This is a genomic window from Dyadobacter frigoris, from assembly GCF_005280585.1.
Taxonomy (GTDB): Bacteria; Bacteroidota; Bacteroidia; order Cytophagales; family Spirosomataceae; genus Dyadobacter; species Dyadobacter frigoris.
Map to the genome: position 1 here is coordinate 341242 of NZ_SZVO01000001.1, position 16977 is coordinate 358218.

14 protein-coding genes and 1 riboswitch are annotated in these 16977 nt (G+C 39.7%); of the genes, 8 read left to right on the forward strand and 6 right to left on the reverse strand.

Annotated features, from left to right (window positions below):
* Nucleotides 1-65 precede the first annotated feature (65 nt).
* A complete protein-coding gene (locus tag FDK13_RS01610) occupies nt 66-2696 on the forward strand; it encodes a valine--tRNA ligase (RefSeq protein ID WP_137338224.1) in 2631 nt (876 codons plus the stop codon).
* 190 nt (nt 2697-2886) lie between these two features.
* Nucleotides 2887-3288, forward strand: a complete 402-nt coding sequence (locus FDK13_RS01615) for a VOC family protein (protein ID WP_137338225.1) — start codon at nt 2887-2889, stop codon at nt 3286-3288.
* 139 nt (nt 3289-3427) lie between these two features.
* Here FDK13_RS01615 and FDK13_RS01620 read toward each other — a convergent pair whose 3' ends face one another.
* Nucleotides 3428-4009 (reverse strand): hypothetical protein, encoded by a 582-nt coding sequence (locus FDK13_RS01620; RefSeq protein WP_137338226.1) that lies wholly within the window; start codon nt 4007-4009, stop codon nt 3428-3430.
* A 203-nt stretch (nt 4010-4212) separates the two neighbouring features.
* Between FDK13_RS01620 and FDK13_RS01625 the strand changes: the two genes are divergently transcribed.
* Nucleotides 4213-4815: a Crp/Fnr family transcriptional regulator gene (locus tag FDK13_RS01625; protein ID WP_137338227.1), complete on the forward strand. Its 603-nt coding sequence runs from the start codon at nt 4213-4215 to the stop codon at nt 4813-4815.
* 285 nt (nt 4816-5100) lie between these two features.
* Here FDK13_RS01625 and FDK13_RS01630 read toward each other — a convergent pair whose 3' ends face one another.
* Nucleotides 5101-6399, reverse strand: coding sequence for a DUF3472 domain-containing protein (locus FDK13_RS01630; RefSeq protein WP_137338228.1), 1299 nt, complete (start codon nt 6397-6399; stop codon nt 5101-5103).
* A 286-nt stretch (nt 6400-6685) separates the two neighbouring features.
* Between FDK13_RS01630 and fbp the strand changes: the two genes are divergently transcribed.
* From fbp to FDK13_RS01645, 3 genes are all read left to right on the forward strand, one after another.
* Nucleotides 6686-7690: a class 1 fructose-bisphosphatase gene (fbp, locus tag FDK13_RS01635; RefSeq protein WP_137338229.1), complete on the forward strand. Its 1005-nt coding sequence runs from the start codon at nt 6686-6688 to the stop codon at nt 7688-7690.
* 38 nt (nt 7691-7728) lie between these two features.
* A complete protein-coding gene (locus tag FDK13_RS01640; protein ID WP_137338230.1) occupies nt 7729-9072 on the forward strand; it encodes a DEAD/DEAH box helicase in 1344 nt (447 codons plus the stop codon).
* A 69-nt stretch (nt 9073-9141) separates the two neighbouring features.
* Nucleotides 9142-9882, forward strand: a complete 741-nt coding sequence (locus FDK13_RS01645; protein ID WP_137338231.1) for a tetratricopeptide repeat protein — start codon at nt 9142-9144, stop codon at nt 9880-9882.
* Between the two features lie 124 nt (nt 9883-10006).
* Here FDK13_RS01645 and FDK13_RS01650 read toward each other — a convergent pair whose 3' ends face one another.
* Entirely contained in the window at nt 10007-11098 is a 1092-nt protein-coding gene (locus FDK13_RS01650) for a YncE family protein (RefSeq protein WP_137338232.1), read from the reverse strand.
* Nucleotides 11099-11159: 61 nt separating this feature from the next.
* Nucleotides 11160-13055, reverse strand: a complete 1896-nt coding sequence (locus tag FDK13_RS01655; protein ID WP_137338233.1) for a TonB-dependent receptor plug domain-containing protein — start codon at nt 13053-13055, stop codon at nt 11160-11162.
* Nucleotides 13056-13149: 94 nt separating this feature from the next.
* Nucleotides 13150-13350, reverse strand: a riboswitch (cobalamin riboswitch).
* Between the two features lie 93 nt (nt 13351-13443).
* Here FDK13_RS01655 and FDK13_RS01660 point away from each other — a divergent pair.
* Nucleotides 13444-14370: a DMT family transporter gene (locus FDK13_RS01660; protein ID WP_229215864.1), complete on the forward strand. Its 927-nt coding sequence runs from the start codon at nt 13444-13446 to the stop codon at nt 14368-14370.
* Nucleotides 14371-14416: 46 nt separating this feature from the next.
* Here FDK13_RS01660 and FDK13_RS01665 read toward each other — a convergent pair whose 3' ends face one another.
* The gene (locus FDK13_RS01665) at nt 14417-14782 is read right to left on the reverse strand and encodes a glyoxalase superfamily protein (RefSeq protein WP_137338234.1); all 366 of its coding nucleotides are present in this window, start codon (nt 14780-14782) and stop codon (nt 14417-14419) included.
* 142 nt (nt 14783-14924) lie between these two features.
* Between FDK13_RS01665 and FDK13_RS01670 the strand changes: the two genes are divergently transcribed.
* A complete protein-coding gene (locus FDK13_RS01670) occupies nt 14925-15485 on the forward strand; it encodes a thioredoxin family protein (protein ID WP_137338235.1) in 561 nt (186 codons plus the stop codon).
* Between the two features lie 292 nt (nt 15486-15777).
* Here the strand turns inward: FDK13_RS01670 and prfA are convergent, their stop codons facing one another.
* Nucleotides 15778-16851 carry a peptide chain release factor 1 gene (prfA, locus tag FDK13_RS01675; protein WP_137338236.1) on the reverse strand — a complete coding sequence of 358 codons (1074 nt, stop codon included), beginning with the start codon at nt 16849-16851 and terminating at the stop codon, nt 15778-15780.
* Nucleotides 16852-16977 lie beyond the last annotated feature (126 nt).

Consider the following 16977-nt stretch of genomic DNA (forward strand, 5'->3'; position numbering starts at 1 on the left):
AAGTGATAACTTGCCATTCTTTTTAAGACTGCAATTGTTAACAACGCCCATATTTTACAAAAAGAATGATCTCCAAAACCTACGCGCCGCAAGAGATAGAAGATAAATGGTATAGCTACTGGATCGAAAACAAATATTTTAATTCCAAGCCAAATCCTGATAAAGAGCCTTATACCATCGTAATCCCTCCACCGAATGTGACGGGCGTTTTGCACATGGGCCATATGCTCAACAATACGATTCAGGATATTCTGATCCGTAAAGCGCGGATGGAGGGCAAAGAAGCGTGCTGGGTTCCGGGTACGGATCATGCCTCCATTGCCACGGAAGCAAAAGTGGTGGCGATGTTGAAAGAGCGGGGTATTAGCAAACGTGATTTGACCCGTGACGAATTTCTTGAATACTGCTGGGAATGGACGCACAAATACGGCGGAATTATTTTACAACAATTGCGTAAACTGGGCGCATCCTGTGACTGGGACCGTACGGCTTTTACCATGGATCCGGATCTTTATGATTCTGTGATCGATGTTTTTATTGATCTGTACAAAAAAGGAGATATTTATCGAGGTCACCGCATGGTGAACTGGGATCCTCAAGCGCGTACAACGGTTTCTGACGAAGAGGTAATTACAAAAGAAGTCAATCAAAAACTGGTTTATATCCGCTACGACCTGGTTGGCGGCGTGGAAGGCGAAGGGATAATTATTGCCACAACCCGTCCTGAAACGATCATGGCGGATGCGGCAATTTGTGTTAATCCAAATGACGAGCGTTATCAGAATCTGATCGGAAAACAGGTTACAATTCCTTTAATCAACAGAGCGATTGATATTATCGCTGACGAATATGTTGAAATGGAATTCGGAACAGGTGCATTGAAAGTTACGCCGGCTCATGATACAAATGACTACGAGTTAGGTAAAAAACACAATCTGGCCATCATTGACCTTTTAAATGAAGATGGAACGCTAAACGAAAAGGCACAAATTCTGGTTGGTGAAGACCGTTTTATTGCCCGTAAGAAGATTATCAAATTGCTTGAAGAATCAGGAAATCTGGTGAAGAGCGAAGAATATAAATCAAACGTTGGCCATTCGGAGCGGACGAATGCGGTTATTGAACCGAGAATTTCGGAACAATGGTTTTTGAAAATGAGCAGGTTAAGTCAGCCTGCTTTGGAAAACGTGATGAATGATACGATTCAGTTGATTCCACCAAAATTCAAGAACACATACCGTCACTGGATGGAAAATGTGCGGGACTGGAACATCAGTCGTCAGCTTTGGTGGGGACACCGTATTCCTGCATTCTACTTGCAGGATGGAACGGTTATCGTTGCCAAAACCAAAAATGAAGCACTGCATATTGCCCAGCACGAATATCAGCTTTTTGCTTTAACTGAAGAAGATTTGACGCAGGACGCAGATGTTTTGGATACCTGGTTTTCTTCCTGGTTATGGCCCATTTCTGTTTTTAACGGAATAAAAAAACCGGATAACGAAGAAATAAATTATTACTATCCGACGAATGACTTGGTTACGGCTCCCGAGATTTTGTTTTTCTGGGTGGCACGTATGATCATAGCCGGTTATGAATACAAAGGCACTTATCCGTTCAAAAATGTTTATCTGACTGGAATTGTCCGCGATAAGCAAGGTCGGAAAATGTCGAAATCGTTGGGGAATTCCCCTGATCCGATTGACCTGATTGAACAATATGGTGCGGATGGAATTCGTACCGGTATGTTGTTCAGTTCGCCGGCAGGGAATGATTTGCCTTATGATGAAAAGCTGATTGAGCAGGGGAGAAATTTCTGTAACAAAATCTGGAATGCATTCCGTCTGGTAAAAGGATGGAGCGTGGATGCTTCACTTTCAGCGCCGGAAGGTTCAACATTAGCGGTAAAATGGTTTGATAGTAAATTGAACCAGACATTAGCCGAAGTTCAGGATCATTTCACCAAATTCCGTATTTCTGATTCGCTTAATTCTGTATACAAACTGATCTGGGATGATTTCTGCGCACAGTATCTGGAAATGATCAAGCCAGGTTTTGAACAACCAATTGACGCCGCAACTTTTGAAGCAACGCTTGAATTTTTTGATAAATTAATGCGTCTGGCACATCCGTTCATGCCATTTATCACAGAGGAAATCTGGCAGAATATTCGTGAGCGTCAGGAAAAAGAAAGTATTTGTGTTGCTGATTTTCCAACGGTTGGTTCAGTTGACACCAATCTTCTTGGGGAGTTTGAAATTCTGTTTGAATTGATTTCGGCAGTTCGGAATTTGAGGAATACAAAAAATATCAGCCCGAAAATTGAATTGCCGTTAGCAATTAAATCCGAGCAGCCTGAACTTTATAAAGGACTGGAAGCTCTGGTAAGGAAACTTGCTAATGTGGCAGAAATAAATTTCGTAACGGAACAAGCACCGGGCATGTCATTTCTGGTACGTTCCGACGAATTCTTCATTAATCTGGAAGGAGAAATTGATGTTGAAGCGGAACGTGAAAATCTTCAAAAGGAATTGGTTTATACAGAAGGATTTCTGAATTCTGTTGCTAAAAAACTTTCCAACGAACGTTTTGTTCAAAACGCAAATGCTGACGTTGTTGAAAAAGAAAGGCAAAAAATGGCGGATGCGGAAGCAAAAATTGTGACTTTGAAAGAAGCCTTGGTTAGGCTGGGGTAATAAATATAATATAAGTATATAGCGCTGTTCCTTAGGGTGCAGCGCTATTTTTGTTTACTGAGTCATGTTTTTTTTAGAAATAAATATGTCTGTTAATCAAATTGTTATGAGGAAGTTTCATTGTTGCTAAATGATTATTAACTAATAACCTCGTATAGCTATATTTGAATTAAAAATTCATAAAGCTGATATGAATAAAACAGAAATTTCCGGGATCGCGCCATTCTTTATCGTAAAGAATGTTCCCGCCGCACTCATGTTTTATAAAAACAGTCTCGGGTTTGATATCACTTATCAGGGACCGAGCGAGGACGATATCTTTTTCGGTATTGTTCAAAGAGGAGCAGCGATGATTATGTTGAAAGACGTGGGAGTCGATCCTGTACCGAACCATACACGAGATATCAAAAAAGGAATTGCCCGCTGGGATGCTTACCTTCATGTCCGGGATCCTGATGCACTGGCGGCAGAATTCTTGATGCAAAATATTGAGTTTTTTCAACCGCTCAAAGACGATGATGATGGTTTGCGAGGATTCGAAGTCAGGGATGCTGACGGTTATATATTATTTTTCGGATGTCCCCAAAAATGAATAACAATTGATTTTTTAACTGACGAATTTTTCATTAATCAGGAAAGAGAAATTGATGTTGAAGCAGAACGTGAAAATCGTCAAAAGAAATTTGCTTATAACGGCGCTGTAACCTTCCGGTTTCTGTGCTGTTTTTTTGTTATAATTTTAAATTGATACCCATATTTACCAAACCTTTGTAGCCATAGCCAATCTCTGCAAAGCCACCGAACTTTCTGCCAAATCTTATACCGAGCGGAGTTAATTGGAGTGTTAAACCAAAGTTGGTATAATCAGAATAATTATTATTGTAATTGCCGGAAGTAACAATGAAACATCCCATTCCTCCCAGGGCATACAAACCGACATTCGGTCCTTTCAAATAATAAAAGGAGCCTTCCCCGGCAAGCGTCACAACTTTAATTCCGTCATAACGTCTGTTCCAATTGTCGTAATTAAAAGGTTTCGCACGACTGTTGTAGCCAATTGTTCCACCTATTGCAATTTTTTCGGAGACAAAATATTTGTACGAGCCAAAAACAGAGACATTATCAACGCTCACATGCTGGTGACTGGGAAAGAATAAGTCAACAAACCGGACCAGCATTTCATTGGCAATGTCTTCGGTCGGCAATATTCCTGCACTTATAGCGATCTGGCTTTTTCCTTTATCCTCATCCTGGGCGTAACCAGTCGAGGTTAAGCACATTAAAAATGTAAATTTTACTAATAGATTTTTCATAGACAGGCGATTTTCAGTGAGTAGTGATTTTGAAAAGACAGCAAAACATTACAAATCCATTATGCTTTTTGTCCAATACAAAGTAACTTACCTTCTATAAAATGTTAACTTGTCGTACGACAAGGATTCACGTTGTTCTACGACAATGTTTTTACTTGTTATAGAACAATACTTTATAAATTCCCAAGTCAGTACGTCAAATCATGGAAAGCACGAAACCTTTGCAGAGTATGCTGGAAGCGTCGAAATTTGTGTTGGCGCCTTCGGTGAGAGACAGGATTAAGGAGACCTTTAAGCCTTTTATGATTCCCAAAGGCAGAGTTTTGGTGGATTTGGGACAAATAAGTCCGTCGCTTTATTTTATTGAAAAAGGAGTGATGCGGACTTATTATTTGCGCGGTTCCGAGGATATTACCTCATTATTGGTTTCGGACGGCGACATTGTCTGCATTGCGGAAAGTTTCTTTTTACAGAAATTATCAAACGAGGTTTTGGAGACTTTGGAAGACACGATTGTATATTCCATTTCCTACGACGCGTACCGGAAACTGGTTGAAGAAGATGTTTATATGGCTGGCCTGGCCGTGAGATTATTGGAACAGCATCTGATCAATTTTACGGATAAAGTGAAGGTTTTTAAATATTTATCGGTGGAGCAGCGTATCGAATATTATATCAATCACCCATCTTCCGTTTTTAGAAGAATTCCTGATCATTATATTGCAACGTATTTGGGAACAACCGGTGCAACTTTTAGCCGGTGCCTGAAAGCGATAGGACCCGAGAGGTATAAAAATTCGAATTGATCAGGGTAGTTTTTCAAAATTAATTTCGGGATTTTTCAGTTTGCTCCGGTTAAGACAGAAGTTATGCCACCACTTCTTGGTTTTTACATCATCGGCAGAAATTTTTTCTATAATAATATCAGTCCTTCGGACTTTGGAAAAAAACTGAATTTTATAACTCCAAGCGGTTTACTGGCTATAAATAATCCTGAAAGGATGACATTATTGTAGAATGTGTTGGATAGCTCTCGAAAAACCCTGAAAGGGTGACATAATTAAGCCAGAAATTGTCCTGATTTTGTAAAACTAAGGCAGTTTTTCAAAATCAATTTCAGGTTTTTTCGTATTCGATTCCCGTATAAATGAATCTCCAATCTTCGTAAATTCGTCAAAGAAACCACAGTTTTTCAAATAGAAATAATTCTTCTCTTTGCCACCTGCATAATCCATTCTGTAACCTTTTCTAGCGGTTGCATCTGCTGAGAATTTTGCCTGGTTAAGCTCTGTCCATTTTCCGGAAGAATTTCTGATCCATTGATTTCCAAAATAAACTTTGCGGGTCTGATCTCCGGTTTCAGGAATGAAATTTTCTAAAAACGAATGTAGTTTTTTTAGATAAGTCTGTGTTTTGGGTCTTTTAAAACTGGCTATTAATTTCCATTCAGCTATTTCGGGAGCGAAAAAATATGCAGAATAATTCGTAGTACTATCGCCGGAAGGTTTTCCTTGCAGCAAGAATTTATAGGTGTTTCCTGCCTTCCAGTTGTATTTGAGATAACTTTGTCCGCCGGAACCTTCGTTTCCAAATTCGCCGGTATATACATCATTCCCTTTTTTCAACATGACAATTTGTTTGTCTTCTGGAATCGATTTGGGATCATCCGTTTGAAATGGACTCCATATTGAAAAGAGAATTCTGCGCTCTGTTGCTGAGTTAACCTGCATACCGAAATAACCTTCACCAAAACCATTAGCCATAAAATAGGAACCGATTACATCCTGTTTTTCAGGAACGGTCACTTCGTTGTAAAACCATTCAATATTTTCATTAGCTGGAATTGGATAGTTAAGATGAACCGAAGGTCCGCGTCTTCCCCAATAGAAAAAATTATCGGAATTGTCTTTTACAAAGGATGTTTTTTCGTCCATTTCAGTACCTTCCAAAATCCATTCGGCAAGTTTTCCAAATTCCTTTCCCGTCTTTGAAATTCCCTGAACTGTAAGTTTTAAATAACCCGTTTGGTTAATATCCCAGGATCCAAGGTAATAAATTTTTTCTATACCATTCAATTCCATTTCCCTGGATGTTCCTGCTAACGTAATTCTAATTTTCCCTGTTTCGGAAGAAGCTTTCAGTGAAAGATTTATTTTCCCGGTTTTCCCTAAGCGTACATAAGTTTGAATAACTGATTTTGTACTAGTCCAACCCGACAATCCTGCTTCGTTTATCTTTTCTGTTTCTCCATCCTGAATCCAGGAATTTCCACCGATTGGAACATGAATTCTGTTGGTATCTTGTAAAGTAACGGCTTCCCTATTTTTTGAAAAACTTCCTGAAAACGACTGGGAAATGATTGAAAAGAAAGCGAGCAGCAGCGGATACATTTCTATGCAGTTTAGGAATCGGTTGAGATGACAAACTAAACGTTTTTAGATGAAAATAGTCTTTATTCTTTTTGCATTCCAACGAAAATTAACAATTAAATTATTTCCAAAATTTATTCCTCAAAGTGCACGACGACGATATAAAAGACTTACCCTGAATGACGTATACGGGTTATTTTCTACTTTTAAAATATATTTGTAAACGTGTTGATTTGTCCAAAAAGAGTTTGAAATTTGATCAAAATAGACTGCCTTTCACATCTCACAACTTGTTGATTATTTAAAAATGGGTGTTTCAGAATCAAAAACTGCTCAGGAACTGGCTTTGCCGGTAGGTGTTACACTGGACCGGTTTATCATGCACAGCCAAAGTGTGTTTCCGTATGCAACCGGAGAACTTTCACAATTATTAAGAGACATCGCTTTGGCCGGAAAAATCATACACCGGGAGGTTAATAAAGCAGGATTAATTGATGTAACAGGCGCAAACGGGACAGAAAATGTACAGGGAGAAAATCAGCAAAAGCTTGATATCATTGCTAATATCCGTTTTATAAGAGCATTGAAAAATGGGGGAGAAGTATGTGCTATTCTTTCGGAGGAAGATGAAGATATTATTCATACCGGTAACGATCATGGCAAATATGTGGTGGCGATGGACCCGCTTGACGGCTCTTCTAACATTGATGTAAATGTTTCAATTGGTACAATTTTTTCTATTTATCGGCGCATTACGCCTATTAATTCGCCGGCAAATATTAATGATTTTTTACAAGGCGGAAGAAAGCAGATCGCTGCGGGGTACATTCTTTATGGCTCGTCAACCATGCTTGTTTATTCAACAGGAGATGGTGTAAACGGCTTCACGTATGATCAGTCATTAGGCGAATTTATTTTATCCCACAAAAATATTATTTCTCCTTCCGACGGAAAGATTTATTCTGTCAATGAAGGAAATTACAACAGCTATCCTGAATCGATAAAAAAATATATAACAAATTGTAAATTAAAAAGTTACAGTGCAAGGTATATAGGATCTCTGGTTGGGGATTTCCATCGGAATCTGTTAAAAGGCGGGATTTATTTATATCCTTCCACCACAAAAGATGCAAAGGGGAAACTGCGTTTGCTATATGAATGTTATCCATTAGCCTTTATTGCAGAGAAATCAGGAGCAAGGGCCAGCGATGGTTTTCGGGATATTCTGGACATAGTTCCTTCTGATTTTCACCAGCGTTCTCCTATTTATGTTGGCTCGTCTATAATGGTTGATGAAGCTATAAAGGCTTAAAATATGGAACCTGATTTTAGTTTTCGTACCTTTGTGCGATGCAAACTACGCAAAATAAATTTGAGCTATTTAAGCTTAACCGTCAATTACTCAATGCAATTGAAGAAGCGGGCTACACGGAGCCTACGCCCATACAGGAACAGGCAATACCTTTAGCATTAGCCGGACAGGATATATTAGGCATCGCACAGACAGGCACCGGTAAAACCGCAGCTTACACATTACCATTGCTGATGCGTATTAAATATGCACAGGGTCAGGATCCACGCGCTTTAATTTTAGCTCCGACACGTGAGCTGGCCATGCAGATTTCTGAGGCCATTATCCAGTTGAGTAAATATACAGATATTCGCACGGTTGTTCTTTTTGGAGGAATAGGGCCAAAAGCACAAATTGATGCGATCCGGAAAGGTGTGGATATTATCGTTGCTACGCCGGGAAGATTTATGGATCTTTATTTGAAAGAAGAAATTGTTGTAAAACATATCAACGTCATGGTTTTGGATGAAGCCGATAAAATGATGGATATGGGTTTTATGCCGCAAATCCGCCGTTTTTTGGAAATCCTTCCAACGAAACGCCAGAACATGCTTTTTTCTGCGACTTTTTCTGATAAGGTTGAACGATTGTCCTTTGAGTTTTTGGAATATCCCACCAGAATTGAAGTAACACCGCAAGCTACAACGGCTGATATGGTGACGCAGGTGCTTTATGAACTTCCCAACTTCCGTACTAAGATCAGTCTTCTGGCACATCTGTTGAAGGACGAAGAAGTCTTCAAACGTGTGCTGATTTTTACCAGAAGCCGTGAAGTTGCTGGTCAGGTTCATAGTTATATGCTGAATGGTGTTGTCAAAGAAAATGAGTTACGGGTAATTCATGCCAACAAAGGACAGAATACCAGAACCAACGCCATGGACGCATTTCGTGAAGGATCTGTTCGCGTAATGGTTGCGACTGACGTGGTGGCGCGTGGAATTGATATCACAGAAGTTAGCCACGTTATCAATTTTGACGTGCCTCTGATTTATGAAGATTATGTGCACAGAATCGGGCGGACGGGACGTGCAAACACGGTTGGACAGGCGATCACGTTTTTGACGGAAGCGGATGAATATCACATTGCGAAAATTGAAAAAATGATTCGTATGGAAATTCCACGTGTACAATTGCCGGAAGAACTGGAAATTGCAAAAACACCAGTAGATGAGCGGCAAATGATGCTTCGTGAAATTGATAACCAGAAAAGAAAAGAGGATCCTACATTTCTGGGGGCATTTCATGAGAAAAAGAAAGCTTATCTGTTTAAACCGAAACCGGTGTCGAAGGGCAAAGACACGGGCCGTAGAAAGACAGCTACAAAGGGAACTAAACGTAAATAATACAATACGATATCCAATAATTCCGTTTAACTTGGACAATAGAAAAACCTGTTTCTCTATTTTTATTTTATGAAAGAATCCGTTGTTATTTGGTTTGCTCTTTTAATACCTGTTCTCGGGCTTGCCCAGGAAAAACATTTGGCGAGTGCGGCACCTGTTTCTGATACCAATATTTCACAAAGAAGACCGCTGGAATTAAAAGAAAGACGCGTTGTACCTTTGTTTGGAGAGGAAAGCAAAAGCTCCGAGCAGATTGACGAAGAAATTAAATTTTTAAGTGATTGTGATAAATCATTTTCAAGCCGACCTGAGGCCAGCAGCTTTTTTTCGGCCCGTGCCTGGGAGTATTTGCAGGAAGGATCTTTGGATACAGCCTGTTACCGTTTCAATCTTGCAAATTTGCTGAACGACAAAAATGTTGAGGCATATTGGGGACTTGGCGTAGTTTGTTATCAAAGGGAAAACTGGGTGGATGCAAAACGGATGTTAAGCCGTGGAGTTAGTATTCAGTCGAATAATGTGCCGCTTCTTGTGGATCTTTCCACGGTGGATTTGAAACTTTATGCGATGAACAAACAGCAGGACGATTTGGATGAGGCTAATAAATTGCTTGAAGAAGCAGTTGCGCTGGATTCAACCTATGCCTTGGGACAATATAATCTTGCACTGGTTTATTATAATCGCAACGAGCTTGATAAATCCTGGGAACGTCTTCACAAAGGACGAATGCTCGATTTTAGTCAGCTAAATATTGAATTTGTAGAACTTTTGAAAGCAAAACTTCCTGATCCGCTAGGGTTTTTTAAATAAGAAATTATATTTTGATCAAGTTTGATTTGATAAAAAATCAAGCGGGAATAATTTGAAAGAGAGGCCAACTTTTTAAAAGTTGGCCTCTCTTTTTGACTAAACTATTCTGTTTAATTTGAGAGTATTATAGCTGCTTAAAGTAAAATCCGGTAGGAGCAACGCCCACTTTAACTGAATCTACCAAGGAACCATCTCCACGGTAACGAACGGCATAACCGGATTGTGAATAAGAAGGCGTAACGGCTGCATAAACCAATCCTTGTGTTGGATCCACGGCCAAACCTGTGAAAATTCTATTCACAAAAGGAGTAGTTACGTTAACCTGCGTATCCGTAATCAAGAATTTGTATGTTGCTCCGTGGTTAACATAATTGGCGTCCGAATAAGAAAGTACAAAATAAATTGTTGAAAGATCTGGGGCCATTGCAAAATTGCCAGGTGTTTTGGATGCATCTGTTCCGATTTTCAAAGTCGTTTCAATGGCAAAAGTTTCTGTATTCAAGCGAAATAATTCGATTCCTGCCTGTACCCACAATTTCCCGTTTGCATCAACTCCGATTGGATTTGGAGCCGATTTGAAAGTAATGCTGCTCAAAATTGCATCGGAGGAAGTGCTGATAACGGTAAGCTTGGTGCCGCCACCGTAAACGTAACCACCAACAAAAACTTTGTCTTTTGAGAAAATCATCTTTTCCGGACCTTTATCAGTACTGATTTTCTTGGTAACCTTGTTGGTTGCCAAATCAATAACAGCAACATATCCAACCGGATAAGAATAATCCGAATTTAGCGTGTTCCAGCACGCAACGTATGCTTTTTCGTTTGTTACAGCAACGACGTCACGAGGATTTTCAATATCAGTACTGATGGTGGCTTCGGATGTAAAAGTATTGGCATTCACGATCTGAATTTTATCTTGTCCCGGTGCGGAATTATCAACCAGGATCAATCCATGATCTCCGGCAATATCATAACCCTGCACACCACCGGCAAGTTTCTGTCCAGTATTGACCAACGAAAAAACATCTGCGTCCGCCGTATTGTTTTCCCGTGCAAAAAAGGAAACAGCACCGTTATTCTGCGAAAAATTTCCTTCATTAATTACAAAAACACCCTGAACATACGTGCCCTTCGGAACAGGATCGCTTTGATTACAAGACCATAAAGCTGCTGATATAGAGGTGATTGTCAGGATTCTGAATAATTGTTTTTTCATTGTTTTTTCAAGTAAGGTATTCGTTTAAATAATTATTTTGTTAGTCTTGTTGATGATAATTTTATATCGGATGATTGGTTGTTTTTAAAGAAAGCAATAAACTAATGGCAAAACTACGTCCGGGCATGGGATTTCCATTAATGGATTGATAAAAAGAATTCGTAATATTATTGATTCTTCCCTGTAAAGAAGCGGCTGTTCCGTGCCAGTTGAATGTAGTCTCAACCAGAAAATTTTCAAGAATATATCCTTGCGAAGATTGTGTATGATCAGCCAAAGTATACCGTTTTGAAACAAATTGTAATTGATTCGTTAATCGAATTTGTTTGTATTGAACGAACATGTTGACATTTCCCGAATGCAAAGGAATGTGAGGTAACTGCTTCCCGACAATATCAGAGGCATAAGCGTCATAAACTTTTTCCTGCGAGCTTTTCGTAAAAGCATAGTTCACATTAGCGCCTGCTTTCCAAGCTGTCCAGTTTCCTTTCCAGCCGATTTGTGTTTCAATTCCTCTTGCAACGACCAATTGAAGATTTTCCACCCGGAAATTATTGGCAGGATTCCAGTAAGTCCAGTTATTGATACGATTATGATAGGTTGTGATGCTGGCCGTAAATGCGTGAATCGCATTTACAACATGTCTTCCTTCCAAACCGATTTCTTTATTGAAACCGTCTTCCGGGCGCAGGTTCGGATTTCCCAGACTTTTCCAGTAACGCTCATTCAAAGTAGGAACACGGTAACTTCTTCCAACAGAACCTCTTATTTTCAACGCATTTATATTATTTTGAATTAACCGGTATTCCGCGCCAAGCGAAGGTGTAAAGGGCGGATTATAACCTGTGACAAAAGCCTGACGAAGATTGACTGAAACCAATAATTTTGAAGTTGCCTGCCAACGCGTTAACAGAAATAAATCCTCACGATTTTCTGTTATTTGGGGTTTGTTGTAATTGATAATCTGTGTTTTGTAATGCGTAAATTCTCCTCCCGCCTGCATCTGAATGTTTCCCAGGTTCCCGATTTTCCATTCAAATGCACGTTCAATGCGGGTGCCAATTCTATCGGTAACTCCATGATCCAGCGTCGAATAATCGCCTGTTGCATAATCAATAATGTCCCGGATCCAGGAAGTTCTGACGGTCCAGTTTTCAACCTGATACCGGAGCATCGTACGGTAAGATTTTATTCCGGTAAATTCCCGGCCTGTAAAATTTTCAGGATTGTTGGTTAACTGATTGTCTGTCAGCCAAAAATGAGCCGATAATTGATGTTTGTTTTTTGTAAAATATAGATCCTGAACCAGGCCTTTTTGGAAAGTTTCAGAAGGAATCATTTTTTTATTATTTCGTTCGATGTAAGGATAATGATTGTTCATCCTACCGTCATAAGCAGCTGTTTTTCCAGCAAAAATCCATTTGTTTGAAAGGCTGGTTCCGTATTTTACAGTCGCCTGTGTTTGACTATTCCTGAAACTTTCCTGTTGCCGGCCGACCATAACTTGCAGGCCAGCCTGTGGCATTGAGCTTCCCAACAAAATACTTCCGCCAACGGCATCAGTACCTACAATACTGGCAGAAGAACCGTACTGAACAGATAATTGATCAAATCCAGCGACCGGAATCGTTGAAAAATCGGTTTGGCCCAATGTAGGAAGATTTACATTTAAACCATTCCAGATTACCGCTGTATGGTTTGCAGATGTTCCCCGAAAAGCAACTGTGGCTAATTGTCCCGGGCCGTAGTTTTTTACGATTATCGGTGTATTCAGAGAAAGCAGATCAGTAATATTTCTAAATCGGAACTGTTCCATCGTGGCAGAATCAATCTTCTGCACTTTCAATCCGCTCATAAAACGTTCTGGTGCATAACCATAAACGGTTACAAGATCCAAATGAATTGAATCCTTTTGCGCCATTAATTGATTTCCGAAGGCTTTAACCAACAGAATCATAAGCAAGAGATAAAAGCGAATTTGCCCGCTACGCACCGTAAAAATTCAAGATCATCATAGTAAAACGATTAAATGATTTTTCCTCCGAAAATCAAAACGCTGAATGTTTCTGGCAGGTCTCCTGGCTTGTCTCGCTGATCCTGTACCTTCCCGTTTTCACAGTGGTTATGCAGATGAGATCAGCTTTATATAAGACTTACAGTTGCGGGGACAGCTCCCGTTTTTCGCGGGATTCCCTATTAAGCCATAATGTTGTTTTGATTCAACGTCCGGCACCAAAAACTTTCGTAAAGTTAATGAAATTATGCGGCCGCCACATAATCGTTTTTTCAAAAATGGAGCTTCCTTTAAAATCGGATGCGTTATCTTTACTTAAAATTCTGACAATTTGTTAATCCGCGCATCAAAACCTTTTTCACTTTCCGCTCCTCAAAGAGGTGTTCTTCTGATGCTGGGAGCGTCTTTTTTCTTTGCCTTGATGTCGGCTATTTCAAAATGGCTTAGCCGGGATTTTCACATTGTCCAGCTTGTTTTCTTTCGAAATATTATTGGCGTATTATTTATCGGCACAAGTATTTTGCAACGACCGTTGAAGCAAAAAGGCGGTCGGTTAGGCTTACTTATTTTCCGTGGAGTTGTCGGGACGCTTTCATTGTATCTTCTTTTTTATGCAATTCAAAATCTTGGATTGGGCCGCGCTTCCACTTACCAGTACACTTATCCTATATTTCTTGCATTTCTTTCCTGGCTTTTTTTGGGTGAAAAATTAAATTTCACTGAATGGATTGCGATTTTATTAGGCTTCGCCGGAATTCTTTTCGTTTTCCGTCCTGATTTCTCCATGTCAGTAAGAAATCATGTTATTGGGTTGGGAAATGCCTTATTAACCGCCGTTGCTTATTTGGCGATTCGTCAGCTTGGGCAGGTTTATGACACCCGGGCTATTGTACTTTCCTTTATGTTGAGCGGAATTGTTCTGCCAATATTTTCAATCATTATTGGGACATATTTTCCCAATGAGCAGCTTGATTTTCTTATCGGAACGTTCAGCCGGCCGGCAACCTGGCAACATTGGTTGGGATTTCTGGCGCTTGGTATAACAGCCATGATCGGCCAGATCATGATGACACAATCTTTTACTTTCGATAAAGCCGGACGCGTTGCGGCAGTTGGTTATTCCAATATTCTTTTCGCCCTGGTATTCGGATTTTTGATGGGAGAGGCAATTCCTACAATTGCGACACTTTTGGGAATGATGCTTGTTATAGGCGGAGGTTTACTTGTTTCATTTTCAAAAGACAAAACAAAAAATTAAAAAACATGCCACGAATTATTAGTGAAAAATTCGTGGCATGGGAAAGTTATCCTTTTGATTCGCTGAAAAGCAATTTATTTCCAAAAGGATCGATAACTTCCATAGTAATCGCATTCCATGGCGCTTGTTCCAGTCCCGGGCGATTGAACCGATAATTTTTCTCAATTAATTCGGCGTGGTATTCTGTCAAACCAACACAGTCTATAAAAACTTTGCTTCCAGGTGTGCAGTCGCCGTGATGTTCCGTCAGGTGCAAAACAATGCCTTCTTTGGAAACCTGTAAATAAAGAGGAAAATTTGCGCCAAACTGGTGCGTCCAATCAACTGTAAAGCCGAGCCAGTTAACGTAAAATTCAGTTGCCTTTGCCTCGTCGAAAATTCGGATAAGCGGAATAACTTTGTTTACTTTCATGATTGATACGTTTATCGGGAAAATTCCCAGCGAAACGAAGATGTGTGTGATGGTAAGATTTAAACATAAAATTGACTGATATTAATTCAGAAAAAAATTATTTGGTTAAAAACTGCGTTAAAAAAATGTATACCAGAAAATTATGAGACGACCAGCCTACATATTTACTTCCGTTTTAATTCTGTTTATTGCCTTAACCGGTTTCCGAACAGATTCTGTAACAAAAAAAGAAGAGGAAATTCAGTGGATTACCATGGAAGAAGCCTATGCAAAAATCCAGAAGGAACCGCGCAAAGTACTGGTAGATGTCTACACAGATTGGTGCGGCTGGTGCAAGGTTATGGATCGGGAGACCTATAAAAATGATGAGGTGATCGATTATATCAACAAAAAATATTATGCAGTAAAACTGAATGCTGAACAAAGAGAAGCTATAACGCTTGGGAGTCAGAAATTTGAGTTTATTGCGGAAGGGCAAAAAGGCATTCATCAAATGGCCCTGGCGCTGACAAACAATCAGCCAAGTTTTCCAACTACTGTTTTTCTCGACGAAAAATTTCAAATGATCCAGCCTTTACCAGGATATATGAAAGCAAAAGAATTTCATGAAGTGATAACCTTCTTTGGAGATAATTATAATAAGAAAGAGTCGTTTGAAGATTACAAAGCTAAGACTTATAAGAAGATTTATACCAGTAAATAGTCTAATTAGAAATGCAAAAAGGGTTGACAAATGAATTGTTTTCATTTGTCAACCCTTTCATTTTTTGCCTATAAATCGAATTGGCGATTCTATCCTCTGGGGATATCCTGTTTATAGGAATTAATAGCCGTAACCAAATCCAGACTCCTCCGGAGTTGCCTGCAATTTGCTCTTTTTTGTTTAGGACAATAATATCCGAATATCAACAGGAGGCTCCGAAGGAGCCTAAAGCTCTGCCGAACAAACGCTATTGCTATAAACAGGAAGCTCCTAAGGAGCTAAAATACAAGAATTAGATTGTTTCGCCTTCCTGCATTCTTTCCGTATTTTCAGCAATGCGCAACCGCTCGATAAATTCGCCAATATCACCTTCCATTACGGCTGGCAAATTATAAACTGTATAACCGATGCGGTGATCCGTAATCCGGCTTTGAGGGTAATTGTATGTTCTGATTTTATCAGATCTGTCACCGCTTCCTACCATGGATTTACGTTGCGAGCTGATCGCATCATTGTGCTCTTTCAATTTGATTTCATAAAGTCGTGAGCGTAAAACACCCAAAGCTCTTTCCTTATTCTTCAATTGTGAGCGTTCATCCTGGCAGCTCACAACCAATCCTGACGGAATGTGTGTTAAACGCACGGCAGAATAAGTGGTATTAACTGACTGTCCACCAGCACCTGACGACATGAATGTGTCAATCCGGACATCATTCATATTGATCTGAACGTCCACTTCTTCCGCTTCTGGTAAAACGGCTACCGAAGCAGCTGAGGTATGAATTCTTCCCTGCGACTCCGTTTGCGGAACGCGCTGAACACGGTGAACGCCCGATTCAAATTTCATTTTGCCATACACATCGTCGCCTTCAACCTTGCAGATAATTTCTTTATAACCACCGTTTGTTCCTTCCGTGAAGTCCATGATGGAAGATCTCCATCCCATCTTTTCAAAGAAACGTTGATACATACGGAAGATATCTCCGGCAAAAATCGCCGCTTCATCTCCACCAGTTCCGCCTCTTACTTCCAGGATAATATTCCGGCTATCGTTAGGATCTTTTGGAATAAGAAGTTCTTTAATGATCAGATCCATTTCCTCCATTTTTGGAAGCAATTCGTCCAGTTCTTCTTTTGCCATCTGGCGAAGTTCTTCGTCCTTTTCGTTGACGATCATATCTTTCGTCCCTGCAATATCTTTTTGAAGTTTTTGGTAAATTGTATATTGTTCAACAATCTTTCCTAAATCCTTATATTCCTTGCTCAATTTGGAATATTTAGTAGAATTGGAAACGATTTCAGGTTGTATGATTTGTTGCGAAACTTCTTCGAAACGTTCTTTTATGGCTTCTAATTTATCTTGCATATCGCGTTAATATCTTTTGGCATTGCATATTCGGGCGACAAAGATACGCATTTTAGGTTGAAGAATGTTTTTCGTACGTTCGTAGTGTGTTTTGAATTACAAAGTTGTATTTAACGTTGAAGAATA